28 protein-coding genes are annotated in these 26,482 nt (G+C 67.1%); 16 read left to right on the top strand and 12 right to left on the bottom strand.

Going from position 1 to position 26,482, the window contains the following annotated elements:
* Nucleotides 1–8: 8 nt before the first annotated feature.
* Nucleotides 9–479, bottom strand: coding sequence for a recombinase family protein (locus IEV67_RS17885; RefSeq protein ID WP_188438079.1), 471 nt, complete (start codon nt 477–479; stop codon nt 9–11).
* A gap of 68 nt (nt 480–547) precedes the next feature.
* Nucleotides 548–1,537 (bottom strand): malate dehydrogenase, encoded by a 990-nt coding sequence (locus IEV67_RS17880; RefSeq protein ID WP_188438078.1) that lies wholly within the window; start codon nt 1,535–1,537, stop codon nt 548–550.
* 58 nt (nt 1,538–1,595) lie between these two features.
* Here IEV67_RS17880 and ypfJ point away from each other — a divergent pair, with 58 nt between their 5' ends.
* Together ypfJ and pip are read left to right on the top strand one after the other, a co-directional pair.
* Nucleotides 1,596–2,474, top strand: a complete 879-nt coding sequence (ypfJ, locus tag IEV67_RS17875) for a KPN_02809 family neutral zinc metallopeptidase (RefSeq protein WP_188438077.1) — start codon at nt 1,596–1,598, stop codon at nt 2,472–2,474.
* Nucleotides 2,475–2,572: 98 nt separating this feature from the next.
* Entirely contained in the window at nt 2,573–3,538 is a 966-nt protein-coding gene (gene pip, locus IEV67_RS17870; protein ID WP_188438076.1) for a prolyl aminopeptidase, read from the top strand.
* A 24-nt stretch (nt 3,539–3,562) separates the two neighbouring features.
* Here pip and IEV67_RS17865 read toward each other — a convergent pair whose 3' ends face one another.
* The 3 genes from IEV67_RS17865 to IEV67_RS17855 form a co-directional block, all read right to left on the bottom strand.
* Nucleotides 3,563–5,341: an aldehyde dehydrogenase family protein gene (locus IEV67_RS17865; protein ID WP_188438075.1), complete on the bottom strand. Its 1,779-nt coding sequence runs from the start codon at nt 5,339–5,341 to the stop codon at nt 3,563–3,565.
* A gap of 69 nt (nt 5,342–5,410) precedes the next feature.
* Complete coding sequence (locus IEV67_RS17860) at nt 5,411–6,802, bottom strand: MFS transporter (RefSeq protein ID WP_188438074.1); 1,392 nt, start codon at nt 6,800–6,802, stop codon at nt 5,411–5,413.
* Nucleotides 6,803–6,830: 28 nt separating this feature from the next.
* Nucleotides 6,831–7,094, bottom strand: coding sequence for a glutaredoxin family protein (locus IEV67_RS17855; protein WP_188438073.1), 264 nt, complete (start codon nt 7,092–7,094; stop codon nt 6,831–6,833).
* Nucleotides 7,095–7,240: 146 nt separating this feature from the next.
* On the opposite strand from IEV67_RS17855, the gene IEV67_RS17850 reads away from it, so the two are divergent.
* The 5 genes from IEV67_RS17850 (at nt 7,241) to IEV67_RS17830 (ending at nt 12,479) form a co-directional block, all read left to right on the top strand.
* A complete protein-coding gene (locus IEV67_RS17850) occupies nt 7,241–8,428 on the top strand; it encodes a glycosyltransferase (protein ID WP_229703322.1) in 1,188 nt (395 codons plus the stop codon).
* A 64-nt stretch (nt 8,429–8,492) separates the two neighbouring features.
* The gene (locus IEV67_RS17845) at nt 8,493–9,623 is read left to right on the top strand and encodes a low temperature requirement protein A (protein WP_188438102.1); all 1,131 of its coding nucleotides are present in this window, start codon (nt 8,493–8,495) and stop codon (nt 9,621–9,623) included.
* An 89-nt stretch (nt 9,624–9,712) separates the two neighbouring features.
* On the top strand, nt 9,713–10,699 hold the full coding sequence (locus IEV67_RS17840) for an intradiol ring-cleavage dioxygenase (protein ID WP_188438071.1): 987 nt from the start codon (nt 9,713–9,715) through the stop codon (nt 10,697–10,699).
* Between the two features lie 263 nt (nt 10,700–10,962).
* The gene (locus tag IEV67_RS17835) at nt 10,963–11,229 is read left to right on the top strand and encodes a hypothetical protein (protein ID WP_188438070.1); all 267 of its coding nucleotides are present in this window, start codon (nt 10,963–10,965) and stop codon (nt 11,227–11,229) included.
* Between the two features lie 134 nt (nt 11,230–11,363).
* A complete protein-coding gene (locus IEV67_RS17830) occupies nt 11,364–12,479 on the top strand; it encodes a fatty acid desaturase family protein (RefSeq protein ID WP_188438101.1) in 1,116 nt (371 codons plus the stop codon).
* Between the two features lie 9 nt (nt 12,480–12,488).
* Here IEV67_RS17830 and IEV67_RS17825 read toward each other — a convergent pair whose 3' ends face one another.
* On the bottom strand, nt 12,489–13,436 hold the full coding sequence (locus tag IEV67_RS17825; RefSeq protein ID WP_188438069.1) for a ketopantoate reductase family protein: 948 nt from the start codon (nt 13,434–13,436) through the stop codon (nt 12,489–12,491).
* A gap of 91 nt (nt 13,437–13,527) precedes the next feature.
* On the opposite strand from IEV67_RS17825, the gene IEV67_RS17820 reads away from it, so the two are divergent.
* Together IEV67_RS17820 and IEV67_RS17815 are read left to right on the top strand one after the other, a co-directional pair.
* Nucleotides 13,528–14,076 (top strand): TetR/AcrR family transcriptional regulator, encoded by a 549-nt coding sequence (locus IEV67_RS17820; RefSeq protein ID WP_188438068.1) that lies wholly within the window; start codon nt 13,528–13,530, stop codon nt 14,074–14,076.
* A 58-nt stretch (nt 14,077–14,134) separates the two neighbouring features.
* A complete protein-coding gene (locus tag IEV67_RS17815) occupies nt 14,135–14,371 on the top strand; it encodes a hypothetical protein (protein ID WP_188438067.1) in 237 nt (78 codons plus the stop codon).
* Nucleotides 14,372–14,416: 45 nt separating this feature from the next.
* Here IEV67_RS17815 and IEV67_RS17810 read toward each other — a convergent pair whose 3' ends face one another.
* Nucleotides 14,417–14,842: a VOC family protein gene (locus IEV67_RS17810; protein WP_188438066.1), complete on the bottom strand. Its 426-nt coding sequence runs from the start codon at nt 14,840–14,842 to the stop codon at nt 14,417–14,419.
* Nucleotides 14,843–14,939: 97 nt separating this feature from the next.
* Here IEV67_RS17810 and IEV67_RS17805 point away from each other — a divergent pair, with 97 nt between their 5' ends.
* From IEV67_RS17805 to IEV67_RS17785, 5 genes are all read left to right on the top strand, one after another.
* Nucleotides 14,940–15,899 carry a helix-turn-helix transcriptional regulator gene (locus IEV67_RS17805; protein ID WP_188438065.1) on the top strand — a complete coding sequence of 320 codons (960 nt, stop codon included), beginning with the start codon at nt 14,940–14,942 and terminating at the stop codon, nt 15,897–15,899.
* Between the two features lie 9 nt (nt 15,900–15,908).
* The gene (locus IEV67_RS17800; RefSeq protein ID WP_188438064.1) at nt 15,909–17,315 is read left to right on the top strand and encodes an amidase; all 1,407 of its coding nucleotides are present in this window, start codon (nt 15,909–15,911) and stop codon (nt 17,313–17,315) included.
* Nucleotides 17,316–17,397: 82 nt separating this feature from the next.
* Nucleotides 17,398–17,775: a metalloregulator ArsR/SmtB family transcription factor gene (locus IEV67_RS17795; protein ID WP_188438063.1), complete on the top strand. Its 378-nt coding sequence runs from the start codon at nt 17,398–17,400 to the stop codon at nt 17,773–17,775.
* The gene (locus IEV67_RS17790; protein ID WP_188438062.1) at nt 17,772–18,461 is read left to right on the top strand and encodes a DUF2071 domain-containing protein; all 690 of its coding nucleotides are present in this window, start codon (nt 17,772–17,774) and stop codon (nt 18,459–18,461) included. Before IEV67_RS17795 ends, IEV67_RS17790 begins: the two co-directional genes overlap by 4 nt.
* Before the next feature lie 27 nt (nt 18,462–18,488).
* A complete protein-coding gene (locus IEV67_RS17785; RefSeq protein WP_188438061.1) occupies nt 18,489–19,196 on the top strand; it encodes a spermidine synthase family protein in 708 nt (235 codons plus the stop codon).
* A gap of 21 nt (nt 19,197–19,217) precedes the next feature.
* Here IEV67_RS17785 and IEV67_RS17780 read toward each other — a convergent pair whose 3' ends face one another.
* The 4 genes from IEV67_RS17780 to IEV67_RS17765 are packed head-to-tail and all read right to left on the bottom strand — an operon-like array spanning nt 19,218 to nt 22,630.
* A complete protein-coding gene (locus IEV67_RS17780; RefSeq protein WP_188438060.1) occupies nt 19,218–20,618 on the bottom strand; it encodes a threonine/serine exporter family protein in 1,401 nt (466 codons plus the stop codon).
* 31 nt (nt 20,619–20,649) lie between these two features.
* Nucleotides 20,650–20,994 carry a hypothetical protein gene (locus tag IEV67_RS17775; RefSeq protein ID WP_229703318.1) on the bottom strand — a complete coding sequence of 115 codons (345 nt, stop codon included), beginning with the start codon at nt 20,992–20,994 and terminating at the stop codon, nt 20,650–20,652.
* Nucleotides 20,991–21,776: a DNA/RNA non-specific endonuclease gene (locus tag IEV67_RS17770; protein WP_188438059.1), complete on the bottom strand. Its 786-nt coding sequence runs from the start codon at nt 21,774–21,776 to the stop codon at nt 20,991–20,993. The genes IEV67_RS17775 and IEV67_RS17770 overlap by 4 nt, the downstream gene beginning before the upstream one ends.
* A 47-nt stretch (nt 21,777–21,823) precedes the next feature.
* Nucleotides 21,824–22,630, bottom strand: a complete 807-nt coding sequence (locus tag IEV67_RS17765; protein ID WP_188438058.1) for a class II glutamine amidotransferase — start codon at nt 22,628–22,630, stop codon at nt 21,824–21,826.
* 68 nt (nt 22,631–22,698) lie between these two features.
* Between IEV67_RS17765 and IEV67_RS17760 the strand changes: the two genes are divergently transcribed.
* Together IEV67_RS17760 and IEV67_RS17755 are read left to right on the top strand one after the other, a co-directional pair.
* Complete coding sequence (locus IEV67_RS17760; RefSeq protein ID WP_188438057.1) at nt 22,699–23,853, top strand: glutamate--cysteine ligase; 1,155 nt, start codon at nt 22,699–22,701, stop codon at nt 23,851–23,853.
* 52 nt (nt 23,854–23,905) lie between these two features.
* On the top strand, nt 23,906–24,976 hold the full coding sequence (locus IEV67_RS17755; protein ID WP_188438056.1) for an AAA family ATPase: 1,071 nt from the start codon (nt 23,906–23,908) through the stop codon (nt 24,974–24,976).
* 334 nt (nt 24,977–25,310) lie between these two features.
* On the opposite strand, the gene IEV67_RS17750 is transcribed toward IEV67_RS17755, so the two are convergent.
* Nucleotides 25,311–26,249 carry a hypothetical protein gene (locus IEV67_RS17750; protein WP_188438055.1) on the bottom strand — a complete coding sequence of 313 codons (939 nt, stop codon included), beginning with the start codon at nt 26,247–26,249 and terminating at the stop codon, nt 25,311–25,313.
* Between the last annotated feature and the right edge of the window lie 233 nt (nt 26,250–26,482).

The following is a 26,482-nucleotide window of genomic DNA, read 5'->3' as shown; positions in this document are numbered from 1 at the left end:
CCTGCTCGTCAGCGCATCGCGTCGGCGAGGTGCCGTGAGTCGGTACTGAGCACTTTCACGATGATTCCCCGCTGGCGCAGATCGGTGATCGTGCGGGTTTCTTCGTCGCGGTCGCGCCCGAGGGCATGCACGTTCGTGACGACCAGCACATCGCCCTTGCGCAGCGTCACGATGAAACGAGCGAGACGGTCGCTCCAGCTTTCCAGGATGTCCGGCGCCGGGTGCCGGAATCCCTCGATCGGAACACCGAAGCGGGTCAGGTCATCGCGTTGCTGCACGACCGACGGCATCCCATCACGGGACACGACCAGTCCGACCAGCCGTGAACTCGCAGGACGTGCGTGCCACCAGTCATGATCGTGCTGCAACTCGGTGAAGCACTTCTCGCATTGCGTCGCCGCATGCGGCAGGTGAAGCGGACTTGTCATCGGCTCACCGATGTGATGGTTCCCGGTCGTCAGATCAGTCGAATCGCTCATCGGCGCACCTCCAGCATCCATTGTGCCCTGTGCCTCGGACAAGCGGGTACCCCCAGCGAAGATCGGATCTACAGGACTCCGAGCGCCCGCACGGCTTCGCGCTCCTCGACGAGCTCGGCGACCGAGGCATCGACCCGCGCGCGAGCCCAATCGTCGAGCTCGAGGCCCTCCACGATCTGCCATTCGCCGCCGACCGACCGCACAGGGAACGACGACATGAGTCCCTCGGGCACACCGTATTCGCCGTGCGAGACCACGCCGGCACTGGTCCAGTCATCCGTGCCACGCACCCAGTCGCGCGTATGCTCGATCGCCGCGTTCGCGGCGGATGCCACCGACGATGACCCGCGCACCTCGATGATCTCGGCGCCGCGCTTCGCGACACGGGGAATGAAGGTCTCCTCGAGCCACGTCCGCACATCTCCGACCCGCTCCGCCAGCGCGTCGACCACGGGGCGGCCGTCGACGGTGGCGTGCGAGACATCCGGGAACTGCGTCGCCGAGTGGTTGCCCCAGATCGGTACGCGGCGGATGCTCGACACCGGTGCATCCAGAGCGGCGGCCACCTGCGCACGGGCGCGGTTCTCGTCGAGCCTGGTGAGCGCGGTGAAGCGCTCGGCAGAAAGGCCTTCGGCGGATGCTGCGGCGATCAGCGCGTTCGTGTTCGCCGGGTTCCCGACCACGGTGACGCGCACATCCGCCGCCGCGTGCTCGGCGATCGCTCTGCCCTGCGGTCCGAAGATCCCCGCATTGGCGGCCAGCAGATCGGCGCGCTCCATGCCGGGGCCGCGCGGTCGCGCGCCGACCAGCAGCGCGAGGTTCGCGCCGTGGAAGCCGGTGGCTGGATCATCCGTCACCTCGACGTGCTCGAGCAGGTCGAAAGCGCCGTCGTGCAGCTCCAGCGCCGCACCCTCGGCGGCTCTGAGCCCCTGCGGAATCTCCAGCAGCCGCAGCCGCACCTTCTCGTCGGGACCTAGAAGGTCTCCGGCCGCGATGCGGAACAGCAGTGCGTACCCGATCTGCCCGCCCGCACCTGTGATCGTGATCGTCGTCGCCATGACATGAGACTACGCCGCGTGCCGACGCTGTGCGCAGCGCGCGAGGTACTCTCTTGCCATGACGTTCAACCCTGATTCCGACATCTCGGGCCACCGCACGCGTCGCCCTGGCCGCACCGCGGCGATCGCCGGTGGCGGCGTCGGGATCCTCGGCATCCTCGCTCTGATCGCCGGCCCGCTGCTCGGCATCGACCTGTCCGCTCTGGTCGGCGGTGGCTCCCAGGGGGGCACCTCGCAGGAGTCCGGCGGCACCGCGCTCGCGTGCGAGACGGGTGAAGATGCGAACACCCAGGACGAGTGCCGCATGGCCGGCGCGCAGGTGCTGCTGGACGACTACTGGGCGCAGCACGTCGAGGGGTACACGCCGCCGCAGCTGTACGTCTTCCGGGGGCAGACGTCCACGCAGTGCGGCACGGCATCCAATTCTGTGGGGCCCTTCTACTGCCCGCCCGAGCAGGGCGTCTACATCGACCCGGACTTCTTCCAGATCATGCGTCAGCAGTTCGATGCCTCCGCCGGTGAGCTGGCACAGCTGTATATCGTCGGCCACGAGTGGGGCCACCACATCCAGAACATCACCGGCACGATGGATGCGTATCCGAACAACGGCACCGGCCCGGGCAGCAACGGCGTCCGTACGGAGCTGCAGGCCGACTGCTATGCGGGAGCCTGGCTCAAGGATGCTTCAGAGCTGACCGATCCCGAAGGAAGGCAGTACCTGGAGACGCCGACCGAGGCGCAACTGGAGGACGCGCTGAACGCCGCGCTCGCGGTCGGCGACGACCACATACAGGAGATGTCAGGCTTCTCGAACCCCGAGTCGTTCACACACGGATCCAGCGACAACCGGCAGGGCTGGTTCGCCAACGGCTATCAGAACGGTCTTGGTGTGTGCGACACGTTCGATCCCTCTGTCAGCGTCGATCTGGTCTCCTGAACCGCGAGGAGCCTGCCGACGCTTCCGCCGACTGCGCGATACGGTGAAGAACACCGTCGGCTGACGGTTGAACGCGACTTACCGGGGGCCAGAGGCCGATGAAGCTGGATGCACTGTATCCGCCGATCGAACCGTACGACAGCGGCATGCTGATCGTGGGCGATGGTCAGCGCATCGCGTGGGAGGTGAGCGGCAACCCCGAGGGCAAGCCCGTCGTCTTCCTGCACGGCGGACCGGGCAGTGGCGTCTCGCCATGGCAGCGGCAGTTCTTCGACCCGGAGAAGTACCGCATCGTGCTGTTCGACCAGCGCGGCTGCGGCAAGAGCACCCCGCACGCCAGCGACCCGGCGGCCGATCTGCGCTTCAACACCACGGCGCACCTGATCGCAGACATCGAACTGCTGCGCAGGAATCTCGGCATCGCGAAATGGCTGGTCTTCGGCGGTTCGTGGGGGAGCGCGCTGGCGCTCGCGTACGCGCAGGCGCATCCGGATGCCGTGAGCGAACTGATCCTGCGCGGCATCTTCACACTCCGACGCGTCGAGCTGGAATGGTTCTGCGACGGTGGGGCCGCCGTGCTCTTCCCCGAGCTGTGGGAGGAGTTCATCGCCCCCATCCCTGTGCTCGAGAGAAGCCGGATGACAGAGGCGTACCACCGTCGGCTGAGCGACCCCGACCCGGCGGTGCACGTGCCGGCGGGAGTCGCCTGGGCGAAGTGGGAGGCGTCGATCGTCACGCTTCGCCCCGACGCCGACGTGGTCGCCGCGATGACCGAGCCATCAGCGGCGGTCGCGCTCGCACGGATCGAGAACCACTTCTTCCTGCACCGGGGCTGGCTCAGCGAAGGACAGTTGATCGCCGGGGTCGACCGTATCCGGCACATTCCCGCCGTCATCGTGCAGGGCCGCTACGACGCCGGCACGCCGATGATGACGGCGTGGGACCTGCACCGGGCATGGCCCGAGGCGGAATTCGTGGTCATCGACGACGCCGGGCACGCGGCATCCGAACCCGGCATCCAGCAGGCGCTGCGCGACGCGGCCGACCTCTTCGCCGACGACTGACCGCACGTCGGCCGCCCGGGGCCCTCAGGCGCGAAGCGCCCGTAGCAGCGTCTTCATCAGCCCGAACACTCCTCCGTCCGCGCGGAAGCGTGTGAGCCCCTCGCTTCCGTCCGCGCGGAAGCGTGTGAGCCCCTCGCTCACGACCGCACCGGTGCGGGCAGTGACGAACCACGGCGGCTTCGGGAGGATCGCGAAACGCCCTCCGCCGTTCGCGAGGGGCAGCGACCGCGGGAACGGCCGGAACGGGCCGCGCATGATGGAGCGCTCGACGCGGTCGAGCAGCAGCGCGTTGTGCACCACGCCGATTCCGCTGCCGACATCCGCGAGGGTGTTCCCGGGGAACGCACCCCAGGTCAGCGTCGGCGTGATGAAGCCGACCGCTGTCCAGGCGTTGATCGCGATCGAGCCGTAGCGCAACTCGGTGATCGCACGTTCGAACCCGGTGCCCAGCGCCTTCTGCGTGGCCGGATCGATCAGCAGGTTCGCGCCGAGCGTGCCCTGCAGGTCGTGGTTCGCGTGCGCCACGGCGGCGTCAAGGAACTCCTGTCCTGTGCCGCCGACCTCGACCACGCCCAGCACCGGGGCGAAGTACTCGGTGTTCTGCAGCGCTGTGGCATCCTCTCCCTCGCCGATCTCGACGAGGAGCCGGTCACCGAGCACGAGGGCATCCGGGTAGTCGTCGCCGGCGCGCTGCATCCGATCATCCGATCCCGGATACCAGATCGAACGTTCAGGCGCCTTGGCGTAGGCGCGGCGCAGCGCGGCTCGGAACGCGCCTGCCTGCTCCCAATCGGACGACATGATCACGACCTGGCCGGCGATGCAGTTGTGGCCGCAGTTCTGCAGCCGCATGGTCGCGATGTGCTCAGCCTGGAAGGTGAGGTCCGCATCGCTCCATTCGCCGGGCACCACGATGATCGGCGAGACGCCACCGAGCTCTGCGGTGATCGGCTTCAACAGCTGCGGACGGTTCTCGCGGCGTCGCCGCTTTGCTGCGGCTCCCGTGCCCCACGTGATCGCATCGAACGTCGCCGCCGATCCGGTGATGTGCACGTGCGCGAGCTTCGGGTGCGCGGTGAGATATGCACCGACGTCGCCGCCACCGCGGACGATGCGCAGGAACCCCGGCTCGATCAGTGGCGCGAACGCGTGCTCGAACACCGACACGAGTGCGTCCTGCGTGGGATTCACCTTCAGCAGCGCCGTGCGATTGTGGGCGAGCAGCTCGTAGAGCACGTCGAGCACAGGGATCGACGTGACATTGCCCGCACCGAGCACGAGCCCGACGCCGCCGGATTCCTCCGGGGTGCGCTGAGCAAGACCGGCGCCCGCACGCGCAGCACGCGGGGTCACGCCCGGCTCGAGCCATACCTCGCCAGTGAAGCCGGACATCAGCACCTTGTCGATGCCGGTCAGGGGGAACGCATGCACGCGGGTCCGTCCGCCGGGCGCCCGATCGATGCGGATGCCCTCAAGCGGATTGCGACCTTCGGCCAGCCTCGACAGCGTCTCGATGTAGGCGTCGATGGCGTCGAGAGCGCTGTACGGGCCGGAGAGCCACTCCTCACCGCGCAGCGGATGACCGCCGTTCAGACCCTTGGACATCGCGGCCGTGAGCGCCCATTCCTCGGCCGAGGCTGCGACGGCGGAGCGGACGGCACGCAGCAGCGTCGCCCGCTGGCCGACGGTGAGCGCCGACCAGGTGCGTGCACCTGCGTCGAGTTCTTCGATCGCGGTGTCGAGGCGTTCGCGGTCGGCCTCGTCGAGTCCTGGGGCAGGGGTCACGGTGGTCGCTGACGTCATCGGCATCTCCTTCGCGCGGGTACGCGCTCAGCCTATGATCGATCAGCGGACCGCAGTGAAGCTGTTGTGCTATTCCTCAAACGAGCGCGACGCGAGCTCATCGATGTCGTGCCGGCGCAGGCTGTACCGGGCGAGCGGGATCAGGCTGAGCGCCATCAGAACGGCGGGGAGGATGCTGAAGCTGAGCACGATGCCGGCAACCGCGGCATCCGGCTGGACAGTGCTCGCACCGGCAACGCTGGAGACGTACCCGGTCGCGGCGAGCATGAGCGCGACGGCTGTCGCGCCGAGTGCGAAGCCGATCGTCTCGCCGGCGGTCCAGATGCCGGTGAACGTTCCGGCCTGCCCTGGGCCGGTCGTGCGCTCATCGTGCGAGATCACGTCGGGGAGCATCGCCATGGGCAGCGACTGCAGCCCGGCATACGCGATGCCCGCGACGGCGACGGATGCGTAGATCCACGCTCCTGGCGCCCACACCGCGAAAGTGATCGTCGCGGACGCGATGAGGAACAGGATGCTGGCGGCGAGGAAGGACCGCTCCTTGCCGATGCGGTTCGCGATCACGGTCCAGGCCGGCGTCGCGATGAGGGCGGGGCCGACCAGGGCGACGAACAGCACTTCGACCGCAGCCTCGTCGTGCAGTACCCAGGTCGCGACGTACTGCGCACCGGCCAGCATCGTGCCGGTCGCGAGTGCCTGCAGCAGGAAGGTGCCCAGCAGCGCCCGGAACGGCAGGCTGCGCCGCAGTGCTCGGAAGCCGGAGAGGTACTGCGTTCGCAGACCGGGCGCCGGCTCGATCTCCGTCGTGATGGCCTGCGCCGCGGCATCCGCTGTGCGACTCGCGATCAGCATGCCGACGCCGATGGCGACGCCGGCGACGATCCCCATCAGAAGGTATCCGGTGACCGGATCGCCGGTCGCGCGGCGGAGCATCGGACCGCCGGCACCGAACAGCAGGATCGCGGCGGTCAGCACGACCACGCGCCAGCCGAGCAGGCGGGTGCGTTCGTCGTAGCTGCGGGTGAGCTCGGCGGGCAGCGCGACATACGGAACCTGGAACAGGCTGAACGCGGTCGCGGTGCCGAGAAAAGCCAACAGCACGCAGATCGCGCTCGCCACAGGCCCCCACGACGGCGGCACGGCGAACGTGAGCGCGAAGAAGACCGGCAGGGTCACAGCGCCGATGACCATGAACCCGCGTCGGGAGCCGGTGCGGGCGAGCTGACGATCGGATGCTGCGCCGATCAACGGGTCGATCACCACATCCCACACCTTCGCCGTCGTGACGATGATGCCGGCGGCGAGGGCTGCGACGCCGAGGTTGTCGGTGAGGAAGTAGGTGAGTACGAGCCCTGGCAGGGTGGAGTAGCCGCCGGTGCCGAGGGAGCCGATCGCATAGTTCACGACCGTGCGTGCGGAGAGGCGGACGGCTGCTCTTTCGGGTCGAGCGTCTGTGCTCATGGCGCCAGTGTAGCGGCGCCGGTGGGCGTCAGATCAGCGAGAGCTCGCGGAGCTTCGACTCGACGTCCTCGTTGCGAGGCTCGACGTGGTGCGACGCGTCAGGGTAGACGACGACGGGGATGTTCGTGCGGCCGGAGATCTCTTTGGCGACGTCGGCTGCGGCGGGCTCTGCCACGAGGTCGACGTAGGTGTACTCGACGCCGAGCTCATCGAGCTGCTTCTTCGTGCGGATGCAGTCGCGGCACCAATCGGCACCGAACAGGGTGATGGAGTCAGAAGCGGGAGAAGTCATGAATCCAGGATATGGGCGTGCGGATGAGTGGGCGCTGAAACGACTCGAGCGAGACGCAGCGCACAGCTTCGTCAGGAGAGCGAAAGTTCATAGCGGAACATGAAACGATGGTTCCGGCTGACCAGCGCGATCAGAGGGGACGAATCATGCGCACTGCTGTCACGATCATCGTCCCTACGTTCAACGAACGCGAGAACATCGCCGAGCTCATCGCCCGCGCGGCAGCGGCCCTGACAGGCCGCGACGCGGAGATCCTCGTGGTCGACGACAGCACGGATGACACCGCGGGCGAGGTCGAACGCGTCTCGGTCGGCGCGGGGCTGCCGGTGCGCGTGATCCGCCGACCGGAGAACACCGGGGGCCTCGGCGGCGCGGTCGCGCTGGGCCTGTCGGAGGCGGCGGGCGACGTCTGCGTCGTCATGGACGGTGACCTCCAGCATCCCCCTGAGTTGATCCCCCAGCTGCTGTCCCGATTCGAGCAGGGCGATGTCGACATCGTCGCGGCATCGCGTTACGTGGGCGGCGGCGACTCCCGTGGACTCGGCACGGCGATGCGCTTCGGCGTCTCGCGGGCGGCGACCTGGCTCACCAAGGCGATGTTCCCCCGCCGGCTGGCCGCCAGCACCGACCCCATGACCGGTTTCTTCCTCGTCGACCGGCGCCGCCTCGACCTGCCTGGGCTCCGCCCGCAGGGCTTCAAGATCCTGCTCGAGATCCTCGCCCGATCGGATGTGCGCATCGCGGAAGTGCCGATGGAGTTCTCCGAGCGCCGCAACGGCACATCGAAGGCGTCGCTGCGTCAGGGAGCGACGTTCATCGCGCACCTCACGCGCCTGCGCTTCGGCAAGATGTCGCTCTTCGCCCTGATCGGCGGTATCGGTGCCGTCGCGAATCTCGCCATCATGTGGGTTCTCACCACGATGGGGATGCCCTACATCTGGGCCGCGATCATCGGCGCCGAGGTCACCATCGTCGGCAACTTCTTCCTGCAGGAGCGCTTCGTCTTCGGTGACATGCGCCCGGAGGCCCGCACGGTCGGTGCCCGCTTCGCGGCATCCTTCACGTTCAACAACGTCGAGGCTGCTCTGCGCATCCCGATCATGGCGCTGATGGTCGAGACCTGGCACATCTCCAGCGTGCTGGCGACCGGTCTCTCACTGATCGTCGCGTTCTTCGCACGGTTCCTCTTCCACTCGCTGTTCGTCTACGCGCCCCGTCGCGGACGTTCGCGAGCGGATGCCGCGTCGGCTGCTCACGAGCCGAAACCGGACACCGCCGCGCAGCGCATCATCCGTGCGATCGATGCCGAGGCGATGCGGCCGGGCGAGCTCTGAGCCGTCGGGCTACGATGTCCCGGTGAGCGGACACGCGGCATCCTCCCGGTATCGACTGATGCGGATGCAGCCGCGCGACCCGAACCAGCCGCACCGCGCGGCGAGCATGCTGGAACTCTTCTTCGATCTCGTGTTCGTGGTCGCTGTCAGCATCGCGTCGGCCGAACTGCACCATGCGCTCGCCGAGGGCGACCTCGTGCACGGCATCACGAGCTATGCGATGGTGTTCTTCGCCATCTGGTGGGCGTGGATGAACTTCACCTGGTTCGCCACCTCCTACGACACGGATGACTGGCTCTACCGTGTGCTGACCATCGTGCAGATGGGCGGTGTGCTGGTGCTGGCCGCCGGTGTGCCGAACGCGTTCACACAGGGCGACTTCACGATCGCGGTGATCGGCTACATCATCATGCGCGTCGCGATGATCGCCCAGTGGCTGCGCGCGTCCAGGCACTCAGGTGTGCTGCGAAAGACGACGCGCCGCTACGCGCTGGGCATCGGGCTCGTCCAGATCCTCTGGATCGGCTTCCTCTTCATCCCGGCGGAGGTGCGAATCCCCGCCTTCGTGCTGTTCGCACTCCTGGAGATCATGATCCCGGTGTTCGCGGAGCACAGGCAGCAGACGCCGTGGCATCCGCACCACATCACCGAGCGCTACGGCCTGTTCACTCTGATCGTGCTCGGCGAGAGCCTGCTCGCGTCCGCCAACGCCATCATCGAAGCCCTGCACGAGGCCGAATCGCTCGGCCCGCTCATCGCGATCGCCGTGCTGACGCTCGTGGTGACGGCGTCGCTGTGGTGGATCTACTTCTGGCCTCCGCACCACCGCGCGATCACATCATTTGCGAACTCGCTGCGGTACGGGTACACGCACTTCTTCGTGTTCGCCGCCGCGGCCGCGTTCTCGGCCGGCATCGAGGTCGAGATCGACGTGCTCACCGGACACAGCGAACTGAGCTCTATCGCTGCCTCATTCACCGTCACCGTGCCGATCGCCGTGTTCCTCATCGGTATCTGGTGGATCGCGATCCACGACAACGCCGATCGCGTCGTGAACACCGTGGTGCCGGTCGGTGCGCTCGTGGTGCTGTTGGACCCGCTCATCCCCATCCCGATCACGCTGACCGCCGGCATCCTGATCGTCATCGTTGCGGTGCTGGTGATCCACCCGCCGGCCGAAAAGCACCCTTCATAGTTGGGGCATAGGCCCCGCAGAGCGTCGGGATCAGTTGCTCCGTGACTCTTGAACCATCCACATCCGGTTCACGACGTGAGGAGCACAGCATGAGCCGCATTCCCGACCCGATCCAGACGCCGCAGGGCCCCACCTACGAGGGGCGTCTGCTCGATCATCCGGACGAGGAGGTCGTCGACCAAGGGGCGCCGTTCGACATTCGCACTCTGTTGAGTCGCCGAGGAGTCCTCGGTCTTGCAGGTCTCGGGGTCGGCGCCGTCGTGCTGGCGGCGTGCGCTCCTGCGACGTCGAGTTCCAGTGGGGCCTCAGCGTCCGCCACCACCGGCGAATCCTCGACGGACTCGACCACCTCCACCACCCCGGCGGCCGCCGCCGAGATCCCGGACGAGACCGCCGGACCCTATCCCGGAGACGGATCGAACGGACCGGATGTGTTGGAGGACTCCGGCATCGTCCGTCAGGACATCCGATCCTCGATCGACGGGTCGGTGACAGCCGACGGCGTGCCGCTCACCTTCGAGTTGGAAGTTCTCGACATGGCCAACGGCGACATCCCGTTCGCGGCGGTCGCCGTGTACGCGTGGCACTGCACGGCCGGGGGCGAGTATTCGATGTATTCCAGCGGGCTGGAGGATGTCACCTATCTGCGGGGCGTGCAGGTGGCGGATGCCGACGGCAAGGTGTCGTTCACCTCGATCTTCCCCGGCTGCTATTCCGGTCGCTGGCCGCACATCCACTTCGAGGTGTATCCAGATGCCGACGCCATCACGGATTCGACGAGCGCCATCGCGACGTCGCAGATCGCGCTTGCGCAAGGCGCCTGCGACACCGTGTACGCGGATTCTCGCTACACCGGATCGGCTCAGAACCTGGCGAACGTCACGCTCGACAGCGACAACGTGTTCGGAGATGACGGCGGGGCCCTGCAACTGGCCACCGTCACGGGCGATGCGACGAGCGGGTACAACGCGACTCTGCAGGTGCGTGTCGACACCACCACGACGCCGACTGCCGGCGCCGCCCCTGGTGGAGACGGCGGGGGCCCCGGCGGCGGCGGCGCACCGCCGGCCAACTGACCTCACGAGGGCATCGGATCCGGGCGCCGGAGTCGGTGAACGAGACGGACGTCATTGCCGCAGCGAGCTGAAAGCACGCCTTCCGTCTGCACCTGCTAGACTGATCCTGCAACGTGAAGGATTCGCCGTGATTTCGGCGCATCACGTCGCCACTGATCAGGGCCGTAAAGGACCGCGTAGCACCGACGCGCGCGGCATCCGCTCTCGATCTCGAGTACATGAGGCGCGCACGCGCGCGCCCACACCAAGCAATGAGCATCACAATGAGCAGTACCTCCACTCATCCATCCGCACCACTGACCTGGAAACAGGCAGATGACGATGTGCACGTCGCGACCCGAGACGGCGAATTCGCCGGTTTCGTCGAGCTCGACGGTGCACGTCACGTCACCCGTGACAGCCACGGCACCGAACTCGGCGCATTCGCCACGCTCGCCGACGCGCGGCGCGCCCTCGACGGCTCAGGTCGTCGGAAGACCCGCTCGATCACGCAGACCCTGCGCCGCCACCTCAGCCGTGCGCGTTCGTGATCGTCGATTCGCACCCCCGAAAGCTGAGAAACGTATGCCCACCCGCGTATGCGGGTCGCGTTAGCCTGAGGTAAGCGATCGGCAACTGCCCTTGGCTTTCATAGCTCAAGGGCTCCGATCGACAGGAGAGCAACATCTCCACATCAACGGTCGTCGAAACGACCAGCACACTCGGACCGGTACGTCAGACGTACGCAGGCGATGCTGACTTCCCACCCATGGCGCGCGCATTCAAGAACGTCTCGCAGGTCGTCCGTGAGATGGGCCTGCTGCAGCGCACCAAATGGTTCTATCTCGTCAACGCGCTGGGCATCGCGCTCGCGCTCGGCGGAGCGGTCACCGGATTCATTCTGCTCGGCGACAGCTGGTTCCAGCTGCTCATCGCCGGCGCGCTCGGCATCATCTTCACGCAGATCGCCTTCGTCGCCCACGAGGCTGCGCACCGGCAGGTGCTCACGTCCGGGCCGGCGAACTTCCGGCTTGCGCGCGTGCTCGTAGGGCTCGTCGGCATGAGCTACTCGTGGTGGGACAACAAGCACACCAAGCACCACGGCAACCCCAATCAGGTCGGCAAGGACCCCGACATCGAAGTCGATACGGTCTCGTTCCTCGAAGAGGACGCCGCCAAGTCACGGGGCCTGATCCGCCTGATCACCCGCAAGCAGGGGTGGCTGTTCTTCCCGCTGCTGACGCTCGAGGGCCTGAACCTGCACTACCTCGGCCTCAAGTACCTGCTCACGAAGAAGGGCGTCAAGGGCCGCTGGATCGAACTGGGCCTCATCACCGCCCGCCTGGCTGCCGTGCTGGTGCCGGTCTTCCTGCTCCTCCCGCTCGGAATGGCATTCGCCTTCATGGGCGTGCAGCTCGCCGTCTTCGGCGTCTACATGGGTGCGGCGTTCGCTCCGAACCACAAGGGCATGCCGATCATCGAACCTGGCGCGCGCCTCGACTTCTTCACGAAGCAGGTCCGTACCTCCCGCAACATCTCCGGCGGCTGGTGGGTGACCATCTTCATGGGCGGTCTCAACTACCAGGTAGAGCATCACCTGTTCCCGAACATGCCCCGCCCGCACCTGGCGAAGGCCAGGGAGATCGTGCGCGACTACTGCCTCTCCAACGACGTGCCGTACACCGAGACCAGCCTTCTCAAGTCGTACGCGATCGTCATCCAGTACCTGAACCGAGTAGGACTCTCTGCGGGTGCCGACCCGTTCGACTGCCCCGCCGTGGCGCAGTTCGGTCGGGCGTAGACACAGAGTTCAACGCACGCCTTCGTCCTGAAGGGTCGCTTCGAGGCGCGGGGTCGGGATGCCCAGCCGACGAGCCTCGAGCAGCGCGTCGCGGAGGACGGCAATGGGCTCGCCGGCGCGCGGATCGGTGTGCGCTGCCAGGCTGACCTGAGCGATTCGGAACCGGGCGCTCGCCCACGCCATGACGGCACCGGTCTGCGCCGGCAGCCGATGAGGGAGCATGGCGCGTCGGTGTCGACGGAGGTCGACACCTCGGGCTTCGAGCACCGGCAGCAGCTCTCGACCGGTCAGGAATGCGTCCCGGAATGCCCGACGGTCGCCGATCATGCTCGCCAGCCCGCCGTGCCGAAGGCCCTGCGCATGCATGCCGGCATCGGCGGCGAAGTGCAACCACAGCCACCCGCGCATGTCCTTCTCCTCACTGATGGTGAAGCCCGCCCGTCGGAACGCATCCTGCACAGCGAGTTCCCTTGAACTGGGCGCCGCACCGGCCGCACCCAGGATCACGGTGCGCATCATCGCGCCGTGCAGGATGCCATCTTCTGCGAAGCCACCGCCGGCCTGCGGGAACCCGAACACGACCTGGGACGCCGGGATGGGCGCGACCGCGGAGAGGGGCTCCTCCCACACGTTGCCCAACACGAGCACCGTCGCGTCGCCCAACCGGGGAGCGAGAAATGCGGACGCGGCTTCGAGGTGATGGTGGCCGACGCTGAGCACGACCAGGTCGAACCCGTCGCCAGGTCCGAAGGACTCCCGCAATCGGGTCGGGACGACGTGACGGGCGTGCCTGCCCAGCGGCGTGCGGCGCGCGTCGATGAGATCCAACACGACCTCGTCGACGTACTGCTGCGCGCGGCCCTCGCGGACGTAGAACTCGACGTCGTGTCCGGCTGCCTGCAACGCATGACCGTAGATCGTCGAGATCACGCCGCGGCCGAACATCAGAACTCGCATCTTCAGTCTCTCTCCATGTCGTCCCATAAATGGAGATGATCTCCGGATGCTACGATATGGAAACCATCTCCGGATGTCAAAGGGAGGGCGGATGGCCGAAGAGCGGGCGATGCGGGCTGACGCCCGCCGCAATCGGGACGCGATCGTGGCGGCCGCGAGGACGGCGTTCGACCGTGGCGATCAGCTGCGATTCGATGACTTCGCGAGCCGTGCGGGCGTCGGCGTAGGGACTCTCTATCGGCACTTCCCCACTCGGGAAGCACTGGCAGCAGCGGTGTATCAGGATGAGGTGACCGCGCTGTGCGAGCGCGCCCGCGATTCGACGGAACCCGCCGGAAAGAGCCTCGAGGCGTTCCTGCGAGGCTTCGTGGAGTACGTCGTCGCGCACGAGGCACTGGCACGCACACTCGGCGCTCTGGTGGGATCTCGCGTCCAAGCCGAGGGGGGAAGTGAACTGGAGCGCACCGTCGCCGAGCTGATGGACCGCGCAGCCGCCGACGGCGCCATCCGTGAAGGTGTCTCATCGGGGGCCGTGATGGTGGTGCTGCACGGCATCGGGTCCACGGTCGATCGTCCGCTCTGGGCGTCGGAGTCGAGAGCTGCAATCGAACTGCTGATCAACGGGATCACGTCGCGCTGACGAACAGCCGTTCTTGCAAGCTCTTTCGGCGGCGCAACCCGTTCGCTAGCTTGTGGGCATGGACAACGACTATTCAGGAATGGCCGCAGGCCTCGGTATCGGCGTCATCATCTTCGGCCTGGTGATCTATCTCGGCACCATCGCACTGATGCTGTGGATCGGGTACCTACTCATGCGCACCGCCGTGAAGAACGGCATCCTGCGCGCAGATGCGGAGCGTGCCGGTCAGCGACCCGGCGGCCCGTACGCGGGGCCGCCGAACACGCAGCAGCACGGCATCCCGCCCAGGCAGTGAGGAGGGATGCGGGGGCCTTACGGACGGCCCCCGCATCCGGTCGCGTCAGCTCGCAGGCCAGGTGGCCTCGACATCAAGCACCCAGGTGACGCCGAAGCGGTCCTTGAGCATGCCGTACAGCGGCGCCCATGCGGCCTGCCCGAGGGGAACGATGATCGCTGAATCGTCGGCGAGCTTCTCCCAATAACGGGTGATCTGCGCGGCGTCGGCGCCGCGCACCGAGATGAACACCGGGATCGTGCCCGGGTCGTACGGGGTGTGCGCCGGAACGTCGTAGGCCATGACGCGGAAACCGTCGGCCGAGGCGACCTGTCCCCACATGATCTGCTGAGCCTCGTCGGCGGCCGTGACGGCGTGAGCGTCGGCGTAGGTGATCGCGGCGAGATCGCCGCCGAACACGGACTGGTAGAACTCCAGCGCCGCTCGGGCTTCGCCGCGGAAGTTGAGATGGGTCGTGGTGGTGATCGACATGGTCGCTCCTCTGTATCTGGCCGGTGGTTCCGGGTGAAGACCACGCTCCCAGGGGAACAGGTCAGTTTCTGGCCTCTACTCGATCTAATCTGAACACATGCCCTCGACCACCTCTCGACTGCTCGTGCTGCTGTCGCTGCTGCAGACCCGTCGCGACTGGCCGGGCAAGACGCTGGCCGAGCGCCTCGAGATCAGTCCGCGCACGGTGCGCCGAGATGTGGATCGGCTACGTGAGATGGGCTACCGGGTCCAGGCGACGAAAGGACCGGAGGGCGGATACCGGCTCGACGCGGGCTCCGAACTGCCGCCGCTTCTCTTCGATGACGACCAGGCCATCGCGATCGGGTTCGCTCTGCAGTCGGCGACAGCGATGGGAGCGGGCATCGAAGAGGCGGCTGTGCGCGCTCTGACGACCGTGCGGCAGGTGATGCCCTCGCGTTTGCGGCACCGGCTCGACGCGCTGAAGGTCACGCCGTTGCGGCAGGCGGATGCGGACGCGGCTTCGCCGGACGTACTGGTCGCGCTCGCCGCGGCGATCCACGCAGGCGAGACACTGCGATTCGACTACGGCGTGTCTGAGGACCGACGCCGCGTCGAGCCGCACCACCTGGTGACCTCGGACGCGCGCTGGTACCTGATCGCGTGGGATCTCGACAAGGACGACTGGCGCATCTTCCGCGCCGACCGCATCGCGCCGCGCATCCCGAACGGCCCGCGCTTCGTTCGGCGGGAGGTGCCGGGCGGCGATGTGCGGGCCTTCGTGTCTGCACGGTTCAAAGGTTCGAAGGCGCACGATGTCTGGCCATGCCGCGGGCGGGTCATCGTCGATCTTCCGCTCCGAGCAGTGAGCCCGTTCCTGGGCGACGCGGTCGCTGAAGCCTCGGGCGACGGCAGGACGATGATCGACGCCGGGTCGTGGTCGTGGGTCGCGCTCGCCGCATCGTTCGGCCGTTTCGACGCCGCGATCGAACCGATCGAGCCGCCCGAGCTGGTGGCGGCGTTCGCAACGCTGGCAGACAGGTATGGATCGGGAGCTCGTAACCGCACGCGCCCGTAGGCTCGAGGTATGGCTGAGCTCCACGACCTGACGGCGATCGAACAGCTGGCGGCGCTCCGTGCCCGTGAGATCAGCCCGGTCGAGCTCACCCGTCACTATCTCGATCGCATCTCCCGCTTGGACGACGGGATCGGAGCATTCGTCGAGGTGACAGCGGATGCTGCGCTCGCGCGCGCAGCGGCACTCGACGACGCGGCACCGGCCGGGGCGCTGTGGGGCCTGCCGTTCGCCGACAAGGACCTCGTACCGCGCGCCGGAGTGCCGACGCGATTCGGATCCCGCCTGCATCAGGACTTCGTGCCGGAGGCCACGGCGGATCAGGCCGCGGTGCTCGACGAGGCCGGCGGCATCAGCCTCGGCAAGACGAACACTCCGGAGTTCGGTCTCACCGGCTACACCGAGACGCAGATCGCTCCGCCGGCACGCGACCCGTGGAACCCCGTGAACGGTGCAGGAGGATCGAGCGGCGGCGCCGCGGCCGCGGTGGCCGCGGGACTGCTTCCGCTCGCCCCGGCATCGGACGGCGGCGGCTCGATCCGCATCCCCGCCGCGACGGTGGGCGTGGTGGGAATCAAGCCGTCACGGGGGAGGGTGCCGTTCGCCTCCGGTCTCGACAGCCCTGGCGGGCTGCCGGTGGCGGGCCCGATCGCCCGCACCGTGTCGGATGCGGCGCTGCTGCTCGACGTGCAGGTGAACGGGCGCGCATATTCGTATGCGACGACCGCCGCCGGCTCCGGTGCCTTCACGGATGCGGCGACAGCGGTTCCGGCATCCGCTCGCATCGGCGTCACGACCGTCTCTCCGTGGGATGACGCCGAAGACATCCGGCTCGATCCCGAGGCGTCGCGTGCAGTCGACGTCGCGACGGCACTGCTGGCGGATGCCGGGCACGGCGTCGACCGGTTCGAGTGGCGTCCGCGCGGCTATGCGGAGATGTTCACGACCATCTGGCGCACGAGCGCCGCACGGATGCAGCTCACCGATGCCCAGCTCGAGCTCGTGGAGCCGATCACCGCATGGCTGGTGCGCGAAGGTCGGGCGTTGACGGGCGCTCAGGTGCTCGATGTGCTCGCCGCGGCGACCGTCTTCGAGCGCGAGACCATCACCGCGTTCGCTCCGTTCGACGCCGTGCTCACACCGGCGCTTGCACTGCCGCCGCAGCCCATCGGCTGGTTCCATCCGACCGACGCCCCCGAGAACTTCTCCCAGCAGGTGCGGTACGCGCCGTACTCAAGCTTCGTCAACGTCGCAGGCCTGCCCGCGATCGTGGTACCGGTGACGCTGAGCGCATCGGGTCATCCCGTGAGCGTGCAGTTGATCGGCAGGCCGGGTGGGGAAGGGCGGATCATCGCGCTCGCCGCTGAGTTGGAGCGTCGCGTCGGCCTGTTGCCGAAGCCGGATGTCTGGCGTGCGTGAGCACCCTCGTCGCGTAGGCGGGTTGGGCGCCGGCAGGAAAATAAGCTGGTGCGCTAATTAGCACCAGTGCTATATTGCAGACATGCAAGATGATGACACGAGCGTGTTCGAGGCACTGGCGCATCCGACGCGGCGGCAGATCCTCCAGGATCTGAAGGACGGCGAGCTCGCGGCGGGGGAGATCGCCGCACGGTTCGCGGCGACTGGACCGACCATCTCGCGACATCTGCGCGTGCTGCGAGGCGCGGGACTCGTGAGCGAGCGGCGAGACGGGAACCGGATCCTCTACTCCCTCGTGTCCGGACGTCTCGCACTCTCCGTCGGGGACTTCCTCTCCACGGTCTGCCCGGAGCAGATCGTGCTGCGCGAGGTGCGCAAGCGGCGCCCGGCATCCGTGCCCGACGCAGAGACGGCGCCGGCATCCCTGTCCGACACAGCCGACGAACCGGCGCGCGCATGACGATCGTCCGCGGGGTGCAGGCGCGGCTGCGCCGGCGTCTGCTCCTCAGCTACCGCCTCGATGCGGATGTCGCCCGGGGCCTGCTCCCCGACGGCCTCCGTCCATTGCTCGTCGACGGTCATGCTGTCGCCGGCGTCTGCGTGCTCGGCCTCGAGAGCATCCGGCCGCGATGGGTGCACGGGCGCTGGGGACTCCGCTCCGAGAACGCCGCGCACCGCATCGCCGTCGAGTGGGACGACGAAGGTGAGCGCCGGCGCGGCGTGTACATCTTCGAACGGCACAGCTCGGCGTGGTTCCCGGTGCTGTTCGGCGGACGCGCCTTCCCCGGCGTGCACCGCAAGGCACGATTCAGGGTCGACGAGTCGAAAGACCGCTACGCGGTGACGATGGATGCGGATGGCGAGAGCCTCGCGGCGGATGTCGAAGTCGGCGGCGAGTGGAAGAGCGAGTTGTTCCCGACTGTCGAGGATGCATCGGAGTTCTACCGTTCGGGCCTGGTGGGATGGTCGCGGCGGCACGACGGCGTGAGCCTGGAGCCCGTGACGCTCACCTCGACAGCGTGGACGGTGGAAGGAGCACACCTGCGGAGCCTGCGATCATCCTTCTTCGACGCGCTGCCGGAAGGCGCCGCCGTGTTCGACAGCGTGGTCGTGATGCGTGATCTGCCGATTGTCATGACGGCGTAGGGTGAAGAGCGACGGAGGGACGCCGCAGTGATCACTCGGTTCGAAGAACTTGACTGGCAGCCCACACCGATCGGCGACCTCATGCTGCGCCGCCGCACCGAGCCGGCGGTGGGCCGGGAGATCTACGAGGTGAAACTCGGCGACGAGTACCTCATGTCGAGCCTGTTCACGGTGGCAGAGGAAGAGCTGGCCAACCTGGGGCTCGCCGCTGTCGAGGGCGACGAGCTCTCGGTTCTCGTCGGAGGACTCGGCCTCGGATACACCGCCGTCGCCGCGCTGCGGGACGAACGCGTGCGCGAGCTCACGGTGATCGACCGACTCGGTGCGGTGATCGGCTGGCACGAGCGGATGCTGCTGCCTGCGTCGACCGAGCTCGTGAGCGATGCGCGAACGACCCTCGTGGAGGACGATTTCTTCGCCGTGATGCGGTCGGAGCCCGCCGAAGGCCGCGGCGGATACTCCGCCATCCTGCTCGACGTGGACCACTCCCCACGCCACCAGCTCGATCCGACGCACGCAGACCTCTACAACGCCGCTGGATTGCGGGCACTCGACCGCCATCTCGCGCCGCGTGGCGTCTTCGCCCTTTGGTCGGATGATCCGCCCGATGACGACTTCATGGTCGAGATGAACGCCGTGTTCGACGCCACCGCGGCGCACGTCGTCGACTTCGACAATCCGGTCACAGGCGGGATGTCATCGAACACGGTCTACGTCGGGCGCAGCCGCGGCTGAACGGCGTCGCGCGACCCTGCGTCAGCGCCGAACGCGGGCGCGCGACTTCGCGACGCTGGCGAGCGTCTCGCGCAACGGGGTGCCGAGGTAGAGCCCCAGCGATGCGCCCGCTGCCAGCCCGATGCCGATCGAGCCTGCGAGCACGAGCGGACTGATGCTCACCAGCATCCCCTCGGCAGTGCCGTTCGAATCCACCATCCCGAGCAATCCGCGGAAGACCGCCGAACCGGGAACGAGCGGGACGATCGCCGCCGTCGTGACGGCGACGGACGGGACGTGGAAGTTCCGGGCGATCAGGATGCCGATGAAGCTCGCCATGAGCGCGCCGACGCCGCTCGCGGCGGCCTCGTGGATGTCGAGGAGGACCGCGAGGTTGTAACCGACGATCGCGATCACGCTCAGCCCTGCGCTGACGAGGATGATCCGCATCCCCGCGCCGTTGAACAGCGCGACGGCGACGGCGATGATCACGGAGCCTGCGATCTGATGGGCGAGTGAGCCGAACGGCAGGATGTCGTCCGGCAGCGCCATGCTGAAGCCCACCAGCCGCGCGAGTTCGAGGCCGATGAGGATGCCGAGGACGACTCCGACGGTCTGCATCGTGAGATCGAGGATGCGGCCGCCGGCGGTGAGTGCGAATCCGTCGATGGCATCCTGAGCCGCACCGACGACGGTGAGCCCGGAGAGCATCAGCACGATGCCAGAGGCGACGATGATCGACGGTTGCACGTGATCGAACGGAGCGATCCCGGCGGCGCCGAGGGCCGAGGTCGCCGTCGCGATGACGGTGATGACGAACGCGCCGGCGATCTGGCTGAAGAAGGACGGAACCTGCAGGCGCGCGAGCCCGGCCTGGGTGAACGCCGCGCTCAGGGCGGCGATGAAGGTCAGCAGGATGATGATCGGCGATGCGGCGAGCAGGATGGCGACGCCGACAGTGAGCAACGCACGCGCGATGATCACGACGAGGGGGCGGTACAGGAACGGCGTGCGCCGGATGATCCGGAATGCCATCCGCGCGGCATCCAGGTCCAAGCCCTCGGTGATGTCGACGACCAGCGCCTGCAGTCGCTGCAGCTTCGCGTGATCGGGCGAGGCCGCGCGCACCACGCGCATCAGGGTGGTCGGCCAGTCCTCCTCGCCCCGGTGGTACGACACGCTGATCGCGCTGAAGGTGACTTCCACGTGGACCCCGGTCAGGCCGTACACGCGGGCGACGCGGGTGATGGCGAAGGTGACGTCGTGCGCCGAGGCCCCCACGGCGAACATCGATTCCCCGATCCGCAATGCGAGGTCGAGGATCTTGACGACGACCGTCTCGCCCACCACGGCGTGCATCTCGGTGAGCGCGACCTTCGAGGGATCGGTGCGGATGGCGCGACGGACGGAAGTCAACAACCTCCACTGGCGTTCGGGGGACATACCTCCATTGTGTCGAGGAGGTGCCTGGGCGTCACCCCTGCGGGCTCTGCGGCGCGCCGGAGCGTGTACGAAGACGGAAGCGGCCGCGAATGAAAGGCAATGTGGGTGCGCGGTACTCGAGCGCTGCTTCATGGTCGGGCTGAAGGACGATCTCGGCCTCGCCGAAGCGCCAGAGCCTGTTGAAGAGGAAGACGCCCAGCGTCACGGTCTCATCGGATGGAACCTGCCAGGTGCCGAGGCCCCACTGCGTCGGCTGACCGCGTCCTGCGATGACGAGCGTCGGCCTGACGCCGGCGTAGAGGGCGAACCACGGCTTGTGCATTGTCAGTTCGATGCGCCGGGTTGCGCCGGTGGGCACGGGCGGGTTCGCGCTCACAGGATCACGTCTTCTGCGGTGACCAATGTGCGCCAGCCTTCCGGGCGCACGGTCTGCGCTGTCAGCACGTCGGCTTCTGGCAAGGCACCGAAGTCGACGCCGCTCATGTCGGCGATGTCTGCGATCGGCACCTGAAAGGTGCGGAACGCCCCCAGCGGTGGTGTGGCGAGAAGCCCTTCGGAGGTGTCGACGAGGTCGGACTGGTCGAGGATGAATCCGGTCGCCGCGAGCCCGGTCTGGCCCTGCCATGCGGCGACCTTCCAGAAGCGGAGGGGGATTCGGATGCCGCGATACGGCGGATCGTCGTCGGCGAGCACCGGTGCGGTGAAGACGGACATGCGCTGGTCGGTGGTCTCGGCATACTCGAGGACGTGGTCCTCGAGGCCGAGCCAGAGTTCTTTGGACTGGTTGAAGCAGGCCGCCTGGGGCGCGGCGTTCGGGTAGAAGAACGTCGCCTCCGTGGCGTCTCGCGCCTCGGCGGGCGCGCCCCACCCTGGGTCGCGGCGGCGCACGAGGTGGCCGCGATCCAGGTCGTTGCGCACATACACGTCCGGGCCGGTCTGCTCTTCTGAGGGGAGTCTGGGATCGAGGCGCCAGTCACCGGTGCGCGGCACATCGACGAGGCGTGCGCCGTCGATGTTGACGCCGGTAGCTGCGGCGAGACGACGCTGCGGCTCGAGCAGCACGGAGAAGCGCGGGTAGGTGAGTTCCCGGACGGCGAGTGCGGGCCGCGGCATCGGAAGTGGCGTGGCCAGGAACCCGGCGTCGTACCCGTCAGTCATGTGTCCATCGTGCCCGATGCGGCGGTGCGGTGTGTACCCGCACCGCGTCATGCGAGCGGTACCGGATGCAGCCGCGTCACCTCGCGCGTGGCGAGGTCGATCATTACAGCGGTGTCCTCGGGGATGCGCGTCCATCCCTCAGCGTCCAGGCCGCTGGAGATGACATGGACGGCGTCGTCGGTGATGCGATAGTCCATCGCGTAGTACTCGGTCGCGTGGCTCGCCGGCATCGCCTCATCGGACTCGAAGAGCTCACGGAGGGACTCGACAGGCGAATCGACGCGGCTGTTGATGTGGATCGCGAAGAGCTTGGTCGGCGTGAGGAGGAGCGCGTTGAGACTCGAGTTCGGGAACTCGCGCACGAGGATCTCGAGGGCGCGGGTGACGCCCCGTGCCTCGTCACCCGAAGCCTCATCGATGCACTGCATGAGGAGACGGAAGTAGCGCTCACTGTCGGTGTCGCCCATGAGCTTCGCTCGAGACGCCGTGCTGAGCTGTTCTTCGAGGTGCGCGATCGGCGCGATGTGGCCGTTGTGGGCGAACGCGTATCCGGCATCCGTGAACGGATGGGTGTTCGCGGGTGACACCGGTAGACCGCCCGTCGCCCACCGCAGGTGCACGAGGCCGCAGCATCCGAGTGCCTGTTCTGCGAGCGCCCGGTACTGGGGATCGACCGAGGCGTTCTGCGCCGAGGTGACCGCTTCTGTCGGCGCATCGAGCGAGCGGTGCCATGCCATGCCCCAGCCATCGCTGTGCACCTCGGTGAGGGCGGTGAAGGTGTCGAAGTCGTCGCGGCCGAGAACGTCGACGACCGAAGTCGGACGTGTGGTGACGTAGCCGAGCAATCTGCACACGGTGCGATTCTCCTCTCGTTCTCACCCCCGAGCTTTCTCTCTTCGCGCCGTGCAGGCAAACTGGGCGCATGCGTACCGTCGGTGTTGAAGAGGAACTGCTGCTCGTGGATGCCGAGAGCGGGCGACCGCGATCGGTTGCCGCGCGCACCCTGCGGTATGCGGACGAGGTTGTGAAACCCGCCGAGCCTTCCAACGGCGGCGCGGCTGCGCAGACGGCGGCTGCCGACGAGGCCCCGGGCGGTTCGCTCGAACATGAACTCCAGCAGCAGCAGATCGAGACGGATACGATTCCGCACACCGACATGGGCGCGCTCGGCGACGGGGTGCGAGCGTGGCGCGCGCATGCGATCACCGCCGCACGTCGCGCGGGCGCTCGGGTGATCGCCTCAGGGACGTCGCCGCTGCCGGTCGGCGCCGCGATCGTCGGCAAGCCTCGATACCTGCAGATGGTCGAGCACTTCGGCCTGACGACGACAGAGCAGCTCACGGGAGCGTGCCATGTGCACGTGTCCGTCGAGTCGGACGAAGAGGGCGTCGGGGTGCTCGATCGCATCCGTGGCTGGCTGTCAGTGCTGCTCGCGCTGAGTGCGAACTCGCCGTTCTGGCAGGGCGAGGACACGAAGTACGCGAGCTTCCGCTCGCAGGCCATGGTCCGCTGGCCCACCGCCGGCCCGACCGAGGCGTTCGGTGGCGCCGAGGCTTATCACCGGCTCGTCGCGTCGATGATCGCATCCGGAGCAATTCTCGATGAGGGCATGGTCTACTTCGACGCGAGGCTGTCGCACCACTACCCGACGGTTGAGATCCGAGTCGCAGATGTGTGCCCGGATGCTGCGGACACCGTGCTGATCGCCGCGCTGTGCCGTGGCCTCGTCGACACGGCCGCCGCGGCCTGGCGTGCGGGCGACGAGCCGCTTCCGATCTCGGTATCGATGCTTCGGCTCATGAGCTGGCAGGCCGGGAGGTTCGGCATCGAGGGTGACCTGATCGATCCGCGAACACTCAAGCCCCGGGCCGCACGCGAGGTCGTCGCCGATCTCATCGACCACGTTCGTGCGGCGCTGCGAGACAACGGCGACGAGGCGCTCGTCGACGAGCAGGTCGATCGGATCTTCGCGCGCGGCAACGGGGCGATGTGCCAGCGTGCCGTGCTCGAGAAGACCGGCCAGCTGAGCGATGTCGTCGCCGACCTCGCCACGGCGACGGCCGGGCTCGACGGATGAGCACTCGATCGCACCAGCTGCCCTGAGTCTGCCGCGAGCTAGGATTCCACGGATGGACCTGCTGCGACTCGCGGGCGCACCCGGCGTCGGTAAATCCTCGACTGCGTGGGCGATCTCGCAGCAGTTGGCGCGCGAGGGCGTTCGGTGCGGATACGTCGACATCGACCAGTTGGGCATGTGCTATCCGCCGCCGGATGATGACCCGGATCGATGGGCGCTCAAGGAGCGTGCACTCGCCGCGGTGGTTGCAGAGTTCCAGCGCGCCGGCGTCGACCGACTGGTCGTCTCGGGTGTTGCGCTGCCCGGCGATCCTCCGGATGGAATCGATGGGATCTCCGTGCAGTCGATATGGCTGGACGCCTCTGAGATGACTCGCCGCGATCGGCTCGGGCAGCGCGGGGCCAGCGAGGGTCAGCTCGAGCAGTACCTCACAGCCGGGACGGCGGACGCGGCACTAGTGGAGTCATCCTGGGAGCGGCTCAGCACCGACGATCGGTCGCTCGACGAGACCGTCGACGAGGTGCTCCCGAGATGGGCTCCAGCCGCCGCGACGTCGAGCAGATCCGCTCGTCCACTCGTGTCGGCGACAGCCGCCGCGGGCCCTGTGCTGTGGGTGACCGGTCCGCGCCTGGCAGGCGCTTCACGCATCGGCTGGGAGATAGCGAGCGGCGAATGGACGGCAGGGCGTCGCACCGGTTTCCTGGATCTTGCGCAATTGTCGTTCGCGTGGAACAACGACCGGCCGGTAGGACTCGCGAATCTAGCACGCGTGCACGGCGCATTCGGTGACGTGGGTGCCGGTCATTTCGTCGTGGTCGCGCCGCTCGAGATCAGCCCATCCGCCGCGCGCGCGGCGCTCCCGAACTCGCAGGTGACGTTCGTACGACTCATCGCGTCGACGGCTGACATTCATGCGCACGCCCGTCTTCGCCAGCGAGGTGCGGGCCCCGCGCTCGCCGGCGATGATGTCCTAGGTTCGTCGGATGCCGCCATCGGTGATGTCGTACGGACGAGTCTCGCGCAGTCATCGCTGCCTCTACGAGATCACGAGCAGCGGGTCGACACGCGAGGACTCTCGCTTGTGGATGCGGTGGACGCGGTTCGCGGGGAAGCGGGTTGGTAGTCTCCCGCTGACGCTTGCTCAGCGCGTTTCGTCTCGCTTCGCTCGCTCAACGACCGGAGAGAGAGGGAAGCGCCCTGTGACCAGGGGGAAAACAAAAAGTCCCCCACGAGTAGAAGCCTCGTGAGGGACAGTGGCTCCGACGGGCGTCGATCCCGTGACCTCACAGCGGGTCAGGCCCGTCCGCGCGCCGACGATTTTCAGTAGGATGCGGCGGGGCAGCGGGTGCTCAGTAGTGCCCGTTTGCCGCGTGATTCCACGGAAGTTGTCATGGTTGATCGCGACTGGTTGAGGGCGGTTTCAGCGGGGTTACCGGCACACTGCCGGCACAGAATGACTAGGCAGACCGACTTCCAGGTCGATAGGGCGTCAACACAAAGTCGACGTTGGGTGAGGCAAATGTGTGGTCATGGCTCCAATCCCACCAACGACCCTCCTGAACACGGAGTACCAACTTGTCGTACTTTGAGACCGTAACTCCGGCGGTTGAATCCAGGTGGAGTGCGAGCGCATCGGTGGTCGAAATTACAAGTCCGATGTACATCAGAAGCGCGTTCACCGCGTGAGTCTCATGAATAGTCCATCTAGCGACCGGATCGGCCATGCCAGTTGAGTTAGCGTCAAGAGTGACCGCACAGGTCGCGGAGATTGCCTCTACGAGTCGCTGCTCGTCGGACGAGGCTGCCTTGCGACCTCGAAGGTTCCGAAGCATGGCCTGTTGTGGCTTGAGGAATATCAGCGTCGAGACGTCTTGGTGGGCGAACGAGTTACGGATCTTGACGAATCGACTCAAGATGTCTGAAGCTTCATTGCCCGCGAACTCTCGGAATCCGGCGTACGCCGTGTAAATCAACCGGTAGTCCAAGCTCTTGTCTGCGAGATCTGACCGTCGATACGCGGGCGATGAGAACGCAAGGTGTGCGCACCAATGGTCGCTCGGGGTGAAGTCGAGGTAGTCGTTCAGCAAGTTGTCCAAGTTCTGAGGACCAGGTGACTGCATTGTTTTTCCGATTGCTGTCGCAAGTCGATTGAGTGCCGCTGGTGGCGTGCCGAGACTCGCCAGAGCGGCAATTGTGAGAGCCTCAAAAGTCTCCTCAACTGCGGCGACAGTCGAGGCGATCACGGCTCTGTAGAGAGACGCTTGACGGGCGTCAGTGCGTCCTTCGCGCCCGCTCGCAGAGGGCTTGCGGCTCCTGGCGATGTCAATCAGGTCGACGACCGTGTAGGTGGCAGCAGTCGCCCGGTCAAGGGCCGACTGGAGTGGGTGAACGGGCATGAGTCTGACAGCCTTCGAGCGGATGGACCGGAACGCCGGGGTCGGACAGACCTTATCGCACCCTTCAACGACTCCGGAGGTGGCTCAAGTTCGCGCTTAATGCGTTGCGATGAGATTCTTGGCCGAATCGGTCGACGTGGTCTGCGAACATTGCGCTAGGGGAGTAGAGCGCCATCTTGTCGCGATCCGGCACGGCCGCGGTAGCCTCGGCATGGCCGGCCCAATGAGTGCGA

It is taken from the genome of Microbacterium murale (assembly GCF_014635185.1).
Lineage (GTDB): Bacteria > Actinomycetota > Actinomycetes > Actinomycetales > Microbacteriaceae > Microbacterium > Microbacterium murale.
Note: the sequence above shows the minus strand (reverse complement) of the source record. Positions and strands in the feature narration are given on the sequence as shown.